This window comes from Cellulosimicrobium funkei, from assembly GCF_004519295.1.
Lineage (GTDB): Bacteria > Actinomycetota > Actinomycetes > Actinomycetales > Cellulomonadaceae > Cellulosimicrobium > Cellulosimicrobium funkei.
Map to the genome: position 1 here is coordinate 20,199 of NZ_SOZH01000007.1, position 17,273 is coordinate 37,471.

The window sequence follows — 17,273 nt, forward strand, 5'->3', positions numbered from 1 at the left end:
GGAGACCCGGAGGTCCCCGTCGTGCTCGTCGTGCGGGCAGCGTACGGTCGGCCCGGCCGATGGGCCGCCCGGACGCCCGAGCGCCCGCGCGCCGAGCGCGGTGCCCGGCGGGCCGGTGCTCAGCGCACCGACCCGCCGGAGCTCGTCAGGAGCAGGACCGGGCCGCGTAGTCCGCGGTCCCGGAGAACGTCCTCCCCTCGGCGTCCGTGGCGGTCACGGTCACGGTGCCCGCGTCGACCGCGACGGCGCGCGACGCGAACGACTGGTACGCGTTCGCACCGGGCGCGACGTCCGCGACCTGCTTCGACCCGTACGGGGTCTCGAGCGTGATCGCGAGCGGGACCGAGTCGTCGTTCACCGCGCGGACCGCGACGGACACCTTGCCGGCCATGCAGCGCGTCTCCGCGGTGATGGTGACGGCGATCGGCTCGGCCTCGTCCTCGACCACCCGGAAGTGGCCGAAGGACGCCGGAGCACCGGTGTCGGCCGACGCCCCGAGGGCGAAGAGACCGACCTTGGCGTCCGCGGCGGGCGCGTTGGTCACGCTCTCGTCGAACGTGGTCCACGTCTCGCCGTCCGCGCTGTACGCGCCGGTGAACGTGTCACCGGAGCGCGTGAGGCGCAGGTGCCACACCGACTCGGCGAGGCTCCCCGTCTGCGGCTGCGGGTTCTGCACCACTCCGCCGACCTCGCTGCGCAGCTCGATCCGGGCGTTGCGCGCCTGGCCGGCCTGGTTGTCGACCACGTAGTCGAGCTTCACGTAGTCGTCGTCGCCGCCGTAGACGATCAGACCGCCCTGCTGGTACTGACGGTCGAACGCGGAGCCGTCGACGACGGTCTCGATCGTCCACTCGTCACCCGGCTGGTCCTGCAGCACGATGTTCGGCACCGGGCGGTTGTCCGTCCCGTAGATGTCCGTGGGCGTCGTGTCGATCTGCAGGGAGCCGTCCGTCACGCGGTAGCCGGTCGGGTCCTCGCGGACGATCGACCAGCGGCACGTGTCGAGGGCGTCGCCGTCGAACTCGTCGTCCGGCCCGGGGGCCGCCGCCGTGTCGTCGGGCGTGATGTGGAACCAGTCGAACTCGGCGTCGACGACCGGGGTGGTCGTGTTGTTGCCCTTGAGGGCCACGAGCCCGATCTTCGCGTTCTCCAGGTCGGCGATCGACTTGGTCTGCGGCATCGTCGTGAAGTCGATGCCGTCGGCCGAGTAGGCCGCCTGGAGGCTCGCGCCGTCGCTGACGAACCGCACGTAGACCGTGTCGGGGTAGTCGGCACCGAGCGCGGCCGAGTTGGACTCGTTGACCTCGTTCGGCTGGGCGTTCTCCTCACGGATGAACTGGAAGATCCGCGTCGCCGGGTCCGCCGTGGCCGACCGGCCCTGGAGGACCATCTTCGCGTAGTTGTCCTGGTCCTCCCAGATCAGCAGACCGGCCTGCTGGTACTGCTGGCGGGCCGGCAGGGTCACCTTCGCGGTGGCCGTGAACGGTCCGTCCGGGAGGTCCTGGAGCACCAGGTTCGGCACGACGGTGTTGTCCGTGCCGTAGAAGTCCCGCGTAGCCGTGGGGACCACCAGGCGCCCGTCGCGCACGACGAGGTTCTGGTCGCGGTTCGTCACGGTCCAGCGGTCCTCGTCCAGGTCGGTGCCGAGGAAGTCGTCCGAGCGGCCGGAGAAGCAGAGCCCCGGACCGGTCTCGGGCGCCTCGACGGTCACCGTCGTGTACTCGACCGAGTACGCGCCGCGCTCGTCGGTGGCCCGCACCTGGAGCCGGTAGGTGCCCGGCTGGTCGTACGTGACCGCGAACGAGCCGGTGCCGTCGACGAAACCGTCGCCGAGGCCCGCGTCCCACGCGAACGTGACGGCCTCGTCCTCGGGGTCGGTCGCCGTGACCGACGCCGTGACCTCCAGAGGAGCGGTGCCCTCCGTCGGCGTGACCTCGAACGTGTCGATGGTCGGGCGCACGTTGTCCGTGACGCCGCGGCCGTCGAACTCGAGCCAGTTGACGTTCATCTGGCCGGCCACGTTGACGAAGTAGAGCGTCCCCGTGCCCTCGGGCACGTCGGTGATCTCCGTCGTCGCCATCGTGTACGCCTGCCAGTCACCGGTGTTCGGCACGGTCACCCGGCCGATCTCCGGACCGTCGGGCGCGTCCCAGCGCACGGACACCGTGCCGCCCGAGGGCGACGCGACGCGCATGCCGAGACCCTCGACGTTGTAGAGCGACATGGGCTCGTAGGCCCACCAGTCGTCCACCTCGATGTAGCCGAGGTTCTGGCCGCCCCCCGCGCTGTCGCTGGTCTGCTCCGTCTGGACGCCCGGGTCACCGGTGCTCGCCGAGCCGGGGAGCCGGCCCGTCGAGGTGTAGTACTCGGCCTGGAGCAGCTTCGGCTGCAGGATCTGGAGCGAGTTCGTCGTGAGCGGGACGCCCACCTCGCCGCCGTCGTCGGTGTAGAACGCCTCGAGCACCCAGAAGATGTTGGCCTCGAGCCCGTGGCCCTCGTCGCGGGCCGTCTGCATGACGCCCTCGCAGCCGGTCAGCTCCTCCATCGGGTGCGCGTGGGCGTCGTGCCCGAGCGCGGTCATCATCTGGAGGTTGGAGCAGTCCACCTCGCCGTCGGGGTCCTCGACCTCGACGACGTAGCGCACCTGGTCGCCCCACTCGAACACGCCACCGTTGTCCGGGAACGTGATCGTCACGCTCGGCGCCTGGTTCCCGACGACGATGCTGACGTTCGCGAAGCCCGTCTGGCCGTTCGCGTCGGTCGCCACGAGCTGCGCGGTGTAGCTGCCGTTCTCGGTGTAGGTGTGCACCGGGTTCGCCTCGGTCGACGGGTCGGACCCGTCGCCGAACGTCCACTGCAGCGAGATCGGGTCGCCCGCCGGGTGGCGGGTGCCCTCCGAGGAGAACTGCACCGTGAGGGGCGCGGCGCCGCTGGTCACGTCCGCGCTGGCGCGGGCGATCGGCGTCGGGTCGCCCTGCACGTAGTTGACCTTGTAGATGCCCGACGTCGTGTTGTTGCCGCCGAAGCCCTGGCCCCAGTCGATGACGTAGAGCGAGCCGTCCGGACCGAAGTCGAAGTCCATCGCGCGATAGAAGCCCGCCGCGGGGTCGAAGTGCTTCGGCAGGATCCGGTTGATGTCGACGAGCTCGTCGCGGTTCTCCCCGTCGAGCTGGAACGAGTACATCTTGCCCTGGTTCCACTCGCCGAAGATCGCCTTGCCGTCCCAGTACTCGGGCCACTTGACGTCCGAGTCGAGCTCCGGGTCGTAGTCGTAGACGGGGCCGCCCATGGGCGCACCGCCGCCGCCGATCTCCGGGAAGAGCGGGTTGCCGGCGTAGTTGTACCAGACGTCGGCCGCGACAGCCGGCGGGAGCTGGGTCAGGCCGGTGTTGTTCGGCGAGTCGTTCACGGGCCCGTTGGCGCAGTCGTACGCCTGGCCCGACTGGCCGGTCGCGAAGTTGTAGTCGATGTACGCCGCGTTGTCACCGGTGCAGTACGGCCACCCGTAGAAGCCCGGCTCCGCGACGATGTTCCACTCGACCGTGTTCCCCGGGCCGCGGCTCGGGTTGGCGTTCTGCGCGTCGGGGCCGTAGTCGCCGACGAGCACGTTGCCCGTCTTCTGGTCCACACCGATGCGGAAGGGGTTGCGGAAGCCCATCGCGAAGATCTCGGGCTTCGTCTTGTCCGTCCCCGGGGCGAACATGTTCCCCTCGGGGATCGTGTACGTGCCGTCGTCCTCCGGGTGGATGCGCAGCACCTTGCCGCGGAGGTCGTTCGTGTTCGCCGACGTGCGCTGCGCGTCGTACGACGTGCGGCCCGCGCGCTCGTCGAGCGGCGCGTAGCCGGCCGACTCGAACGGGTTGGTGTTGTCGCCCGTCACGATCACGAGGTTGTCGTCGCCGTCGAAGACCATGTCACCACCCGCGTGGCAGCACGTCTCGCGCTGCGTCGGGATGACGAGGACCTTCTCCTCGCTCGCGGCCGAGATCGTCCGGGTCGCCTCGTCGTACGTGAAGCGCGAGACGCGGTTGTGCGGCCCGTCCGTCCCGACGTCCTGCGGCGACCAGAAGAGGTAGACCCAGCCGTTCTCCCCGAAGTCCGGGTCCAGGACGACGCCCGTGAGCCCGTCCTCGTTGGCCTGCGTGACCGCGAGGGTCATCGCCGTCGTGGTCTGGTTGCTCTCCGGGTCGATGAGGCGGACGCGCCCGTCGCGCTCGACGTAGAAGACCGTCCCGTCGGGGGCGACGTCGAGCATCATCGGGTTGGACGTCTCCTCGTCGAGCGAGACGACCTCGTAGCTGTCCGACTGCGACGCGGCGCAGTCCGACGGCACGACGCCCGCGGCGGTCTGGATGCCGCCGAGCAGGTGCTGGAGGAACTCCGGCTCCGCGTAGGACTCGTTCGTGTGGCCGCCACCGGTGTACCACGAGCGGCCGCCGTCGTACGCCTGGCACCAGGCGATCGGGTGGTCGGCGCCCATCGCGCCCGACCCCGCGGTGTAGGACGTCTCGTCCAGGCTCGCGAGCACGTGCACGGTGTCGCGCGGGTTGGTGCGGTAGTTGTACCACTCGTCGTAGCGGTCCCAGCGCGACGGCAGGTGCGCCGTCGACTCGTGGGCGTGGTCCTCGACCTTGACGGTCGCGTCCTGGTTCTGCGGGTGGCTGCTGAAGTACGCGCCGACCAGCTCGCCGTACCACGGCCAGTCGTACTCGGTGTCGGACGCCGCGTGGATGCCCGCGTACCCGCCGCCGTTCTGGATGTAGCGCTCGAACGCGGCCTGCTGGTCGTCGTTGAGGACGTCGCCCGTCGTGGACAGCCACACGACGGCGTCGTACTGCGCCAGGTTCTCGTCCGTGAACGCTCCCGCGTCCTCGGTCGTGGTCACGTCGAAGTCGTTCTCCGCGCCGAGCTGCTGGATCGCCGCGATGCCCGCGGGGATCGACCCGTGCCGGAACCCGGCGGTCTTGCTGAAGACGAGCACGTCGAACGGTGCGGTGTCGGCGGCGGCTGCGACCGGAGCCGCCGGGGCGACGCTCCCGGCGGCGGGGGCCGCCGTGGCCGACACCGCCGTCGCGATGGTCAGGGGGAGAGCGATCGCCGCCGCGGCTGCTGCCGCGACCGTGCGCCTCACGGCGAGCGATCCTCCAAGCACGTTTCTCACAAGGTCTCCTCGTCGAGATGGGGAACTGTGCTGCGCTCCGCCGGGTCGGCGCCATCGGCCTGCCGTCCGTCCCGGGCTCGTCGGCGGACTGTCTCGGTGCTCCGCCGGGCACCTTCCTCGCCGCCAGCGCGGCGGTCGTACCTCCTCTCGTCGTCCCGGTCGTCGGCCGTGCACCTGCGCGCGGCCGACGACCGGTCTGCCGTCCGTGCGGCGGGTCGAGACCTAGGGCTCGACCCAGCCGCCCGACGCCGCGCTGCGCTCGACCGCGTCGAGCACGCGCTGGACCACCAGGCCGTCCGCGAAGGTCGGCGCCGGGTGCGTCCCCGCGGCGATGCCCTCGACCAGGTCGACGACCTGGTGCGTGAAGGCGTGCTCGTAGCCGAGGCCGTGGCCCGCGGGCCACCAGTGCCCGACGTACGCGTGCTGCGGCTCCGTCACGACGATGCGGCGGAAGCCCGCGACGGCCGGGTCGTCGGCGGCGTCGAAGTAGTGCAGGACGTTCATGTCCTCGAAGTCGAACGCGACCGAGCCCTTCGACCCGTTGATCTCCAGCCGGATCGCGTTCTTGCGGCCGTAGGCGAACCGGGTCGCCTCGAACGTGCCGATCGCGCCGCCGGACATCCGGGCGAGGAAGATCGCGGCGTCGTCCACGGTGACGGGGCCGCGCTCGGTGCCGCCCTGTCCTGAGAGACCGGCGAACTCCGTCGCGACGGGTCGCTCCTTGACGAACGTCTCGAGCAGGCCGGAGACGCTCGTGATCCGCTCGCCGGTGATGAACTGGGCGAGGTCGATCACGTGCGCGCCGATGTCGCCGAGCGCGCCGCTGCCCGCCTTGGTCTTGTCCAGACGCCACGACAGGGGCGCGTCCTCGTCCGCGATCCAGTCCTGGAGGTACTGCGCGCGCACGTGCCGCACGGCGCCGATGCGGCCGTCGGCCACGAGCTGGCGCGCGAGCTGGATCGCCGGCACGCGGCGGTAGGTGAAGCCCACCATCGCGACCTGCCCGCGCCGCGCGGCGACCTCGGCTGCCGCGACCATCTTCTCGGCCTCGGCGACCGTGTTCGCGAGCGGCTTCTCGCAGAGCACGTGCTTGCCGGCCTCGAGCGCGGCGATCGCGATCTCGGCGTGGGTGTCGCCGGGCGTGCACACGTCGACGAGGTCGACGTCGTCCCGGCCGACGAGCGCCTGCCAGCTCGTCTCCGTGGACTCCCAGCCGAGCCGCTGCGCGGCGGCGGCGACCGCCTCCGGGTTGCGGCCGCCGAGGACCCGCATCCGCGGGTCGAGGGGGAGGTCGAAGAACCGGGGGGCGGTCCGCCAGGCCTGCGAGTGCGCTGCCCCCATGAACGAGTACCCGACCATGCCGACGCCGAGCTGCGCGCCGTCGTTTCCTGCCATGACGTTCCTTCCGTGCTTCTCACGGCGCACGCCCACGGTCCGGCCGGGCGGTACCCGGGCGGACCGTGGGCGTGGTCCGCGTGCTTCCTGCTGCGTGCTGACGGGTGTCAGCGGGTCCGTCAGGACTGGAACGCGGTGGGCAGGTACTGGTCGACGTTGTCCTTCGTCACGACGGGCGCGAAGAGCTGGACCGTGCGCGGCACGTCGGACGACGCGAGGTCGCTGAGGTTCTTCTCGTGCGCCACGAGGCGAGCGAGCTTGATGCCGTCCGCGGCCTGCGTCGACGGGTAGACGACCGTCGCCTGGAGGACGGAGTCACCGGCCTGGATGTGCTCCATGACCTGCTTCGAGCCGGCGCCGCCGACCATGAAGAACTCGTCGCGGCCCGCGTTCTCGATCGCGGAGAGCACGCCGACGCCCTGGTCGTCGTCGTGGTTCCAGATGGCGTCGATCTGCGGCGCGGCCTGGAGGAGGTTGGCCGTCGCGGCCTCGCCACCCTGGACCGTGAAGTCCGCGGCGACGCGGTTGTCGACGTCGAGGCCGCAGTCGGACAGCGCGTCCTCGAAGCCCTGGCTGCGGTCCTGCGTGAGCGGCAGCGAGTCGATGCCGGCGATCTCGGCGACCACCGCGTCCGGGTTGTCGCCCAGCTGCTCGCAGATGTACTGACCGGCGCTCACGCCCATGCCGTAGTTGTCACCGAGGACGGTGGTCCGCGCCGCGAACGGGCTGGAGAACTCGCGGTCGACGTTGATGACGGGGATCCCGGCGTCCATCGCCTTGGTCGCGACCTCGGTGAGCGCGGCGCCGTCGAACGGCAGCAGCACGATCGCGTCGACGCCGTCGTTGATGAAGCCCTCGATCTGGCTGATCTGGACGTTCACGTCGTTCGTGCCGTCGGCGACACGGAGCTCGACGTCCTCGTACTCCGCGGCCTCCGCCTCGGCGGCGGTCGTGATGGCGCCCATCCAGCCGTGGTCGGCGGCGGGGGCCGAGAAGCCGATGACGATCGGGTCGCCCGGGGCGTCGTTGTCGGAGACGGCCTGGTTGGCGCTGCCCCCGCCGTCGCCCTCGGCCGTGCCCTCGTCCTGCGGCGTGTTGGAGGTGCACGCCGTCGCGATCAGCGCGATCGAGGCGGCCGAGACCGTCGCGAGCATGATGCGGCGGCGGAGGGTGGTGCGTGCGGACATGGGATCTCCTTCGATGCTGTCCTGCGGGTGGAACCTCAGGGGAACTGGCGGGGTGTGGGTGGTGCGGGACTCGTCCGGCTGCGGCGGGGTGCGGGGGTGCCGCGGGGCTCGGGGTCGCTAGGTGGTGCGCCGGGAGAGGCGCTGCTGGAGCAGGACCGCGCCGACGATGATCGCGCCCTTGGCGATCTGCTGCACCGAGCTGTCGATGTTGTTGATGATGAAGACGTTCGTGAGCGTCGTGAAGATCAGGACGCCGAGGACGGTGCCGACGATCGTGCCCCGGCCGCCCGCGAGGAGCGTGCCGCCGACGACGACCGCCGCGATGGTGTCGAGCTCCATGAGCAGGCCGTTGGTCGAGGAGCCGGCGCTCGTGCGGGCGAGGATCATGACGCCGGCGATGCCCGCGGTCAGGCCGGACAGCGCGTACACGTACAGGAGGTGGCGCTTGACCTTGATGCCTGCGAGGCGCGCAGCCTCGGCGTTGCCGCCGACGGCGACGGTCCGGCGGCCGAACGTCGTGCGGTTGAAGAGGAACCAGCCGAGCACGGCGACGACCGCGAAGATCCACACGATCTTCGGGACCCCGAGGAGGTTGCCGCGGAAGACGTCGTTGAACGCGTCGACCTGGACGATCTGCGTGCGCTTCTGCGCGATGAGCTCGGCGAGACCGCGCGCGGCGACGAGCATCGCGAGCGTCGCGATGAACGCGACGACCTTCCCGTAGGCGACGATCAGGCCGTTGAGGAGGCCGGCGCCGATGCCCACCGCGAGCGCGCAGATCACCATGACGACCCAGCCGTACGACTGCGTCGCGAGCGTCGTCGCCCAGACGGACGCCAGGCCGAGCACCGAGCCGACGGAGAGGTCGATGCCGCCCGTCGTGATGACGAAGGTCATCCCGATGGCCACGACGCCGACGACCGACCCGAGGCTGAGGATGGTCATGAGGTTGCTGACGCTCAGGAACCGCTCGCCGCCCGTCGCGAAGCCCACGACGCACAGGAGGAGCAGAGCGACGACGAGGCCGATGTTCCGCCCCGCGGCGCCGGACATGAACCCGCTCCTGCGGCGTTCGCCCGCGGCCTTCTCGACCCGGGCCGACTCGTCGGCCTCCGGCTTCTTCGTCGGCATCGACGCCGACACCTGCTGCTCGCTCACGCGACACTTCCTTCCATGACCATGTCGAGCACCTGGTGCTCGTCGATGGAGCTCGAGGGCCCCTCGTGGACGACGCGACCCTCGGAGACGACGAGGACGCGGTCGGCGAGGCCGAGGACTTCGGGGATCTCGCTGGACACGACGACGACGGCGGCACCCTCGTCGGCGAGCCTGCGGATGAGGGCGTAGATCTCGGCGCGCGCGCCGACGTCGACGCCGCGCGTGGGCTCGTCGAGGAGCAGCACGCGGCAGCCGTGGACGAGCCAGCGGGCGAGCATCGCCTTCTGCTGGTTGCCGCCCGACAGCGTGCGGATGGCCCGGTCGACGCCGGTGGGGCGCAGCTCGAGCGAGTCGGCCTGCTCCTTGGCCGCCTTGCGCTCGGCGCTCTCGTCGAGGAGACCGAAGCGCGCGAAGCGCGAGAACGTCGAGAGCGTGACGTTGCGGTAGACGGGCTCGTCGAGGAGCAGGCCCTGGCTCTTGCGCTCCTCGGGCGCGAGCCCGATCCCGGCACCGACGGCGGAGGCGACGGACCCGGACCGCAGCCTCGTCGAGTCGACGGTCACGGTGCCCGCGGTCGCCTTGCGTGCCCCGTAGACCGTCTCGATGATCTCCGAGCGGCCCGCGCCCACGAGCCCGGCGAGGCCGACGATCTCCCCGGCGCGCACCTGGAACGACACGTCCGCGAACACGCCGCGCAGGCTCAGTCCCGCGACGTCGAGCACGACGGGAGCGGCGTCCACCGGGCCGTCGGAGTCCGGGAAGACGTACTCGACCGAGCGGCCGGTCATGAGCGTGATGAGCTTCGCCGTCGGGGTCTCGGACACCGGGAGGTTCTGCGCGACGGTCCGGCCGTCCTTGAGGACGGTGATGCGGTCGCCGATCTCGCGGATCTCCTCGAGCCGGTGGGAGATGTAGACGACGGCGACCCCCGCCTTGGTCAGCTCCTTGACGACACGGAAGAGGTTGCCCACCTCCTCGGAGTCGAGCACCGCCGAGGGCTCGTCCATGATGATGACGCGCGCGTCGTGGGACAGCGCCCGGGCCATGGAGACGATCTGCTTGCCGGCGGCCGACAGCCGTCCGACCTCCGTGCTCGGCGAGACCTCCGAGTGCCCGAGCCGCTGGAGCAGCTCGCGCGTCTTGCGCACCGCCTCGCGACGCTGGGAGAACCCCATGGTCGCGAGCTCGTGCCCGAGGTAGACGTTCTCCGCGACGGTCAGGCCGTCGACGACGTCGAGCTCCTGGTACATCGTCGCGACGCCGTGCTTCAGCGCTGCCACGGGGTCGGAGATGGTGATGGGCTCGCCGTCGAGGAGGATCTGGCCCTCGGTGGGCTGGTGAGCACCGGCGAGCACCTTGATGAGCGTGGACTTGCCGGCCCCGTTCTGGCCGAGGAGACAGTGGACCTCGCCCGGGAGGATCTCGAGATCGACGCCGTCGAGCGCACGAGCCCCGGGGAAGACCTTGACGATGCCCTGCATCTGCAGGAGCGGCTGGGGAGGGTCTGCGGTGACCATGCGGTGAACCTAGCGAACCTTTTGACGAGCGTCAATCATAAGGTTGTCGTCTTTTGCCACTGTTACCACTCCGTGACCGACAAAAGTGTGCGCGCCCTGATCCCGAATGGGAACGCTCCCGCCGCTCCCGGGGTGCCACGGGGTGCTGCGGAGGCGATAGTGTCCGGCAAGCCCTGCACGAGCAGGGATGCCGAAGATGCGACGTGCGATCGGGGACCAGGGGGAGCTCGTGGGGCGGTCGTCGCCCGGACCGGAGGCCCACCGTCGGACCTCCACACCTTTCGACGACGTCCATGTCGCCTTGGGAGGGGACAGTAGGGTACCTTTTGGCGATCGTCAAGCAAAAGCCGATGACTCGTCCGCCTGGTACGGACGACCGACGAGAGGCTCCGTGATTCACTGTGCCCATGGAGGAACTGCTGAAGTTCGCGCCGCGCCCGACCGGTGCCGGCGACATGTTCCAGCTGCTCCGGGACGGTCAGCCGCGCACCCGTGCGGACCTCGCAGCGATCACGGGACAGGCGCGGTCCACCATCGCCGCGCGGATCGACCTCCTCATGTCGGCCGGCCTCATCGCCCCCGCGGGCGAGGCCAGCTCGACCGGCGGGCGCCCGCCCGTGACCTTCGCCTTCAGCCCTGAGGCGCGCATCGTGCTCGCCGTGGACCTCGGCGCGACCCACGCCCGCCTCGCCGTCACGGACCTCGCGTCCAACGTGCTCGCCGAGACCGACGCCGCCCTCGCGATCGCGGACGGGCCCGACGTCGTCCTGTCCTGGGTCGCGGACACCGGCGAGAAGCTCGTCGCGACCACGGGGCGCAGCATCGACGACCTGGTCAGCGTCGGCGTCGGCCTCCCCGGCCCCGTCGAGCACTCCTCCGGGCGGCCCATCAACCCGCCGATCATGCCCGCGTGGGACGACGTCGACGTCCCCGGGATCCTGCAGAAGCGGTTCGACGCCTCCGTGCTCGTCGACAACGACGTGAACATCATGGCGCTGGGCGAGCACCGCACCGCGTGGCCCGCGGTCACCGACATGCTCTTCGTCAAGGTCGCGACGGGCATCGGCTCGGGCATCATCGCCGACGGCGAGCTCCGGCGCGGCGCGCAGGGCGCCGCGGGCGACATCGGGCACGTCGCCGTCCCCAGCGCCGCCGACGTCCCGTGCCGCTGCGGCAACGTGGGCTGCCTGGAGGCCGTCGCGAGCGGCCAGGCAGTCGCCGCAGCCCTCGCCGCCGCGGGCCTCGACGCGACCACCAGCTCCGACGTCGTCGCGCTCGTCCGCGGCGGCGACCTCGCCGCGAGCCAGGCCGTGCGCCAGGCCGGGCGCGACATCGGCTCCGTGCTCGCGGCGTGCGTCAGCCTGCTCAACCCCTCGCTCATCGTCATCGGTGGCATCGTCGCCGAGGCGGGCGAGCACCTCATCGCGGGCATCCGCGAGATCGTCTACCAGCGCTCGCTGCCCCTCGCGACGCAGCACCTGCGCATCGTCACCTCGCAGGCACGAGGTCAGGCCGGCGTGCTCGGTGCGAGCGCCATGGCCGTCGATCACGTACTCTCGCCCGCAGCGATCGACGCGCTCATCGCCTGAGCGCGGTCGACGGGGGCCGCTGCCCGCGCGCGCGGGCGCGACGAGTGTGACGAAGCACGAGGAGGAGTCATGACCGAGCGGAACCGTCGAGCGCTCGTGGTCCGGGGCGGGTGGCCCGGGCACGCACCCGAGGAGGCCGCCGAGCTGTTCATCCCGTTCCTCGAGGCGTCCGGCTACGACGTGACGCTCGAGGGGTCGCTCGAGGCGTACGCCGACGAGGAGTTCATGACGAGCCTCGACCTCGTCGTGCAGTGCTGGACGATGGGCGAGATCCTCCCGGACGAGATGCGCGGCCTGCGCACGGCCATCGCGAACGGCACCGGGTTCGCGGGCTGGCACGGCGGCATCGTCGACTCGTTCCGGCTCGCCACCGACTACCTGCAGATGGTGGGCGGGCAGTTCGCCGCCCACGCGCACGACCTCGTGGACCACACGATCGAGATCGTGCCCGAGCGCGGGGACCACCCGATCGTCGCGGGGATCGACTCGATCGCGCTGCACTCGGAGCAGTACTGGGTGCTCGCCGACTCGTACAACGACGTCCTCGCGACGACGACGATCCTCCCGCGCGACGGCGACCCGTGGCACGAGCCCGTCGTCTCCCCCGCCGTGTGGACGCGACGCTGGGGCGCCGGGCGCATCTTCGTGTGCGCGGCGGGGCACCAGCTCGCCGACCTCGAGGTGCCTCCGATCCGCACGATCGTCGAGCGCGGCATCCTCTGGGCGAGCCGCTGAGCCCGCGCGCATGACCGCGTTCCGCGGCCTGCTCGCCTACCCGATCACGCCCCTCACCGACGACGACGCCCCCGACCTCGACGCTCTCGGCCGCCTGGTCCGGGACGCCGCCGGGGCCGGGGTCGACGGCGTCGTGGTGCTCGCGTCGTCGGGCGCCGGGGTCACGTTCGACCCGGACGAGCGTGACGCCGTCGTGCGGGCGGCCGTGGCCGCGGGGTCGACGGGCCCCACAGCCGTACCCGTCCACGTCGCCGTGAGCGGCGCGTCGACGCGCGAGGTCCTCGCACGGTCCCGTGCCGCGCGCGACGCGGGCGCCGACGGGCTCGTGCTCGCGCCGTTCTCCTACCTCCCGCTCGACGAGGCGGAGGTCGTGGCGCTGTTCGAGGCGGTCGCGGCGGACGTCGACCTGCCGGTGTGCTTCTACAACCGCAGCGTCCAGACCGCGTACGACCTCACGCCGGGCGCCCTGGCGCACCTCGCCCGCACGACGAACGTCGTCGCGGTCAAGGACGCGGCGTCGACGCCCGCGCGACCCGGGGGGCGGGTCGCCGAGCTGCGGGCCGCGACCGACGGCCTAGGCGTGAGCGTCGGGCTGAGCGGCGACGTCCCTCTCGTGCGCGGCGCCGAGCCGGCCGACGCCTGGCACACCGGGCTCGCCGCGCTCGTCCCGGCGGAGTACGTCGCGCTCCGCCGCGCCCGCACCGCGCGCGCGGTGCCCGACGCGCGGGTCGCCCGCTGGCTGCACGACCTGACCGCCGCGCTCGCCGACCTGCGCCCGGTGAGCGGGTTCCACGCTCTCGCCACCCTGCTCGGCGTGCCGACCGCTCCCCCGCGCGGGCCGTCGCTCCCCGTCCCGCCCGACGGCGTCGCGCGGCTGCGCGAGGTCGTCGCCCGGCGGCCTGGGGGCTGAGGCGTCAGACCGCCGCGAGCACCGCGGCGTGCAGGTCGAGCAGGCCGGTGGTGCGCTCGCTCGGGCCGCGGCCGAAGCCGCACTCCGTCGCGACGCCGACCGGACGGTCGCCGAGCACCGACGCCGCCGCGGCGAGCCGACGGCGGGCGCCCTCGACACCGTCCTCGTGGTGCAGGAGCCCGAGGTAGAGCTCCGTCGCCGGGTCCAGGCGCAGGTCCGCCAGCGGCGCGACGTACGCGACGTCGTCTCGCGCGATCGGGACGGGCAGGTGGACCCACTGGACCGGCCGGTCGAGGTGCTCCACGAGGGCGTTCGCGACGCGGACGAGGTTCGCGGTGTCCGTCGGCTCGACGAAGTGCTTCTCCGCGACGTCGCCGTAGCAGAGGTGGAACCCCAGCTCGGCCCCGGCGGGCACGTGCCGCGCGAACGCCGCGGCCCGGTGCGCGCACCCCGCGACGACGTCCTCGTCTCCCCCGGCCTCGGCGTCGAACCACGCGCGCGCGGCCCCGCCGCCGAGGTTCGCGCCCTCGACGAACGCGAACTCGGTCGCGAGGTCGACCTGGACCGCGAGGTCCTCCGCGGGGATCGCGGCGGTGATCGCCGCGAGCTCGCGGACGAGCGCGGCCTCGTACGCCGGGTGCACCGCCCCGCGGTCCTGGGGCGCGACGAACGCCGTCACCGGCGCGAGCGGCGAGGGCAGGCACACCTGGAAGCGGGCCCCGGCCGGGAGTGCCCCCTCCTCGCGCAGCGCGACGAAGTCGGCGAACGAGGCGAGGGCCGCGTCAGCGTAGCCGAGCGGGCCGAACCGCAGGTCCGCCGCGTCGACGGAGCCGTCGAGGACGTGCGGGCGCACGTCGAACCCCGCGACGACGACCGGGTCCACCGGGACGCGTGCGAGGCCGTCTACGGCGGAGAACCGCTCGCCCTGGAAGAGGATCCAGTGGAACCGCTCGCCGACCTCCCCGTCGGGGACGCGGCGCACGTGGTCGCCGAGGCGCTCCCCCACCGCCCGGAAGGTCTCGCGCGCGGTCGGCAGGTTCACGGAGCCCACGAGGTGGGCGCCACGCAGGGTCGGGAGGGTCCGGGACGGGGCGGTGGTGGCGTCGAGCACCGGAGCATCGTAGGCGCCCGGCCCGACGCGCGGCTCAGCCGTCCGCGCCGGGCTCTCCCCCGCCGTCCGTGGCCGGGGCGTCGCCCGCGTCGTCCGAAGCCGGGCCCGCACCGAGGCGGTCGGCCACGGCGTCGGGCCCTCCGGCGAGGAGCGCGACGAAGCCCTCCTCGTCGAGGATCGGCAGCCCGAGGTCGCGCGCCTTCGTCTCCTTGGAGCCGGCGCTCGCCCCGACGACGACGTAGTCCGTCTTCTTCGAGACCGACCCGGACGCCTTGCCGCCCGCCGCGATGACGGCCTCCTTGGCGCCGTCGCGGCTGAACCCCTCGAGCGATCCCGTCACGACGACCGTCAGCCCGGCGAGCGGACCGGTCGGCTCCTGGCGCGCGCCGGGGCCGGGGTGGTCGGGGATCTCGAAGCGCACCCCGGCCGCCCGCCAGCGGTCGACGATCTCGACGTGCCAGCCGACGGTGAACCACTCGACGACCTGGTCGGCGATCACGGGCCCGACGCCCTCGACCGCGGCGAGCTCGTCGCGCGTCGCGGCCCGGATCGCGTCGAGCGAGCCGAACCAGTCCGCGAGGGCACGCGCCGCGACCGGGCCCACGTGCCGGATGTTCAGGCTGACGAGGATGCGCCAGAGGTCCTTCGTCTTCGCGAGCTCGAGCTCCTCCACGAGCTTCGTCGCGTTGGTCGACGCCTCGAAGAGCGGCTCCCCCGCCTCGATCGCCTCACGCTCCGCGGCCTTCGACAGCTTGCGCTTCTTCCGGAACGGCCACACGGACTTGACGGTCGCGGTCGAGCCGTCGGGCATGGTGATCTCGGCCGGCTCGCCCGTGCCGTCGTACTCGCGCGGCAGCCCGGTCTCGGAGTCGCGCACGACGACCCGGATCGGGACGAGCTGCTCGACGCTCAGCTCGAACAGCCCGGCCTCCGTGCGCAGCGGCGGCTCGGCCGGCTCGAGCGGCTGCGTGAGCGCGGCCGCCGTCACCTCGCCGAGCACCTCGACGTCGAGCCCCCCGCGCGACCCGATGTGCTCGACCCGGCCGCGCACCTGGGCGGGGCACGACTCGGCGTTGGGGCAGCGCAGGTCGACGTCGCCCTCCTTCATGGGGCGCAGCGGCGTGCCGCACTCCGGGCAGTCCGCGGGCATGACGAAGTCCTCGCGCGGGTAGCCGTCGTCCGCGAGCGCCGCGACCGGGCCCAGGATCTCGGGGATGACGTCGCCCGCCTTGCGCAGCACGACCATGTCGCCGATGCGCACGCCCTTCGCGCGGACGACGTCCTGGTTGTGCAGGGTCGCCTGGCGCACCGTGCTGCCCGCGACCTTGACCGGCTCCATGACGGCGTACGGGGTCGCGCGGCCCGTGCGGCCGACACCGACCTGGATCGCGAGGAGGCGCGTGTTGACCTCCTCGGGCGGGTACTTGTAGGCGATGGCCCACCGGGGCGCGCGGCTCGTGGCGCCGAGCCGCCTCTGGAGCGCGAGCTCGTCGACCTTGACGACGATCCCGTCGAGCTCGTGCTCGATGTCGTGCCGGTGCTCGCCGAAGTAGGCGATGCGCTCCATGACCTCGTCGAGGCCGTGCACGACCCGGTTGTGCGGCGACACCGGCACGCCCCACTGCTCGAACAGGGCGTAGGCGTCGGACTGCCGCGCGAGCTCGGCGTGCTCGCCGGCCTCCCACTGGAGCGCGCCGACGCCGTGCGCGTACATGCGCAGGTTGCGGCTCGCGGTGACGGCCGGGTCCTTCTGGCGCAGCGACCCGGCCGCGGTGTTGCGCGGGTTCGCGTACGGCGCCTGGCCCGCGGCGACGAGCTTCTCGTTGAGCGCGGCGAAGTCCGCGACACCCATGAACACCTCGCCGCGGATCTCGATGACGTCGGGGTGCGTCGCGGGGTCGCCGGCGAGGCGCTGCGGGATGCTCGGGATCGTCCGCACGTTGGCGGACACGTCCTCGCCCGTGCGCCCGTCGCCGCGCGTGGCGGCCCGCACCAGACGGCCCTTCTCGTAGAGCAGCGCGATCGCGAGGCCGTCGATCTTGACCTCGCACAGGTAGTCCACCTCGGCGTCCGCGGCCACGCCCAGGTCGCGGTGCACGCGTGCCGCCCACGCGGCGAGGTCCTCGGCGCTGAAGGCGTTGTCGAGGGAGAGCATGGGCTCGAGGTGCTGGACGGTCGCGAAGCCGGCCGCGGCCCGCCCGCCCACGCGCTGCGTCGGTGACTCGGGCGTCTGGAGGGCGGGGTGCGCGGCCTCGAGCGCCTGCAGCTCGTGCATCCGCGCGTCGTACTCCGCGTCGGACGAGACCGGCTGGTCCTCCTCGTAGTAGGCCCGCTGGTCGGCCTCGACCTGCGCGACGAGCTCGGCCCAGCGCCGCTGCGCCGCGGCCTCGTCGAGCTCGGCGGCGGACGACGCCGCGGGCACGTCCTCGTCCGTCGGGGTCGGGGGGGTCGGCGCTGACGTCGCGGGGGTGCTCTCGCTCACCCGCACATCATCGCGCGGACCGCCCACA

10 protein-coding genes are annotated in these 17,273 nt (G+C 72.4%); 3 read left to right on the top strand and 7 right to left on the bottom strand.

All coding sequences use genetic code 11. From position 1 onward, the window contains the following. Positions 1-145: 145 nt before the first annotated feature. The 5 genes from E1O70_RS12375 to E1O70_RS12395 all read right to left on the bottom strand — a co-directional run bounded on the left by E1O70_RS12375 (position 146) and on the right by E1O70_RS12395 (position 10,418). The gene (locus E1O70_RS12375) at positions 146-5,131 is read right to left on the bottom strand and encodes a ThuA domain-containing protein (RefSeq protein WP_128957452.1); all 4,986 of its coding nucleotides are present in this window, start codon (positions 5,129-5,131) and stop codon (positions 146-148) included. Between the two features lie 252 nt (positions 5,132-5,383). Further along, complete coding sequence (locus E1O70_RS12380) at positions 5,384-6,556, bottom strand: Gfo/Idh/MocA family protein (protein WP_061268732.1); 1,173 nt, start codon at positions 6,554-6,556, stop codon at positions 5,384-5,386. Positions 6,557-6,675: 119 nt separating this feature from the next. Beyond that, on the bottom strand, positions 6,676-7,743 hold the full coding sequence (locus tag E1O70_RS12385) for a substrate-binding domain-containing protein (protein ID WP_061268731.1): 1,068 nt from the start codon (positions 7,741-7,743) through the stop codon (positions 6,676-6,678). Positions 7,744-7,860: 117 nt separating this feature from the next. Further along, on the bottom strand, positions 7,861-8,901 hold the full coding sequence (locus E1O70_RS12390; protein ID WP_061268730.1) for an ABC transporter permease: 1,041 nt from the start codon (positions 8,899-8,901) through the stop codon (positions 7,861-7,863). After that, positions 8,898-10,418, bottom strand: coding sequence for a sugar ABC transporter ATP-binding protein (locus tag E1O70_RS12395; protein WP_061268729.1), 1,521 nt, complete (start codon positions 10,416-10,418; stop codon positions 8,898-8,900). Before E1O70_RS12395 ends, E1O70_RS12390 begins: the two co-directional genes overlap by 4 nt. A 407-nt stretch (positions 10,419-10,825) precedes the next feature. On the opposite strand from E1O70_RS12395, the gene E1O70_RS12400 reads away from it, so the two are divergent. The 3 genes from E1O70_RS12400 (at position 10,826) to E1O70_RS12410 (ending at position 13,652) form a co-directional block, all read left to right on the top strand. After that, the gene (locus E1O70_RS12400; RefSeq protein WP_061268728.1) at positions 10,826-12,007 is read left to right on the top strand and encodes an ROK family transcriptional regulator; all 1,182 of its coding nucleotides are present in this window, start codon (positions 10,826-10,828) and stop codon (positions 12,005-12,007) included. A 69-nt stretch (positions 12,008-12,076) separates the two neighbouring features. Continuing rightward, a complete protein-coding gene (locus E1O70_RS12405; RefSeq protein ID WP_021483712.1) occupies positions 12,077-12,742 on the top strand; it encodes a ThuA domain-containing protein in 666 nt (221 codons plus the stop codon). Between the two features lie 10 nt (positions 12,743-12,752). After that, positions 12,753-13,652, top strand: a complete 900-nt coding sequence (locus tag E1O70_RS12410; protein ID WP_061268727.1) for a dihydrodipicolinate synthase family protein — start codon at positions 12,753-12,755, stop codon at positions 13,650-13,652. Positions 13,653-13,656: 4 nt separating this feature from the next. Here the strand turns inward: E1O70_RS12410 and E1O70_RS12415 are convergent, their stop codons facing one another. Continuing rightward, positions 13,657-14,763: a hypothetical protein gene (locus tag E1O70_RS12415; RefSeq protein ID WP_128957451.1), complete on the bottom strand. Its 1,107-nt coding sequence runs from the start codon at positions 14,761-14,763 to the stop codon at positions 13,657-13,659. Between the two features lie 34 nt (positions 14,764-14,797). Continuing rightward, the gene (gene ligA, locus E1O70_RS12420) at positions 14,798-17,245 is read right to left on the bottom strand and encodes an NAD-dependent DNA ligase LigA (protein ID WP_082774694.1); all 2,448 of its coding nucleotides are present in this window, start codon (positions 17,243-17,245) and stop codon (positions 14,798-14,800) included. Between the last annotated feature and the right edge of the window lie 28 nt (positions 17,246-17,273).

Coding starts and splice junctions, on each gene's coding strand:
- E1O70_RS12380 (WP_061268732.1), bottom strand. CDS start 6,556: ATGGCAGGAAACGACGGCGCGCAGCTCGGCGTCGGCATGGTCGGGTAC.
- E1O70_RS12385 (WP_061268731.1), bottom strand. CDS start 7,743: ATGTCCGCACGCACCACCCTCCGCCGCCGCATCATGCTCGCGACGGTC.
- E1O70_RS12395 (WP_061268729.1), bottom strand. CDS start 10,418: ATGGTCACCGCAGACCCTCCCCAGCCGCTCCTGCAGATGCAGGGCATC.
- E1O70_RS12400 (WP_061268728.1), top strand. CDS start 10,826: ATGGAGGAACTGCTGAAGTTCGCGCCGCGCCCGACCGGTGCCGGCGAC.
- E1O70_RS12405 (WP_021483712.1), top strand. CDS start 12,077: ATGACCGAGCGGAACCGTCGAGCGCTCGTGGTCCGGGGCGGGTGGCCC.
- E1O70_RS12410 (WP_061268727.1), top strand. CDS start 12,753: ATGACCGCGTTCCGCGGCCTGCTCGCCTACCCGATCACGCCCCTCACC.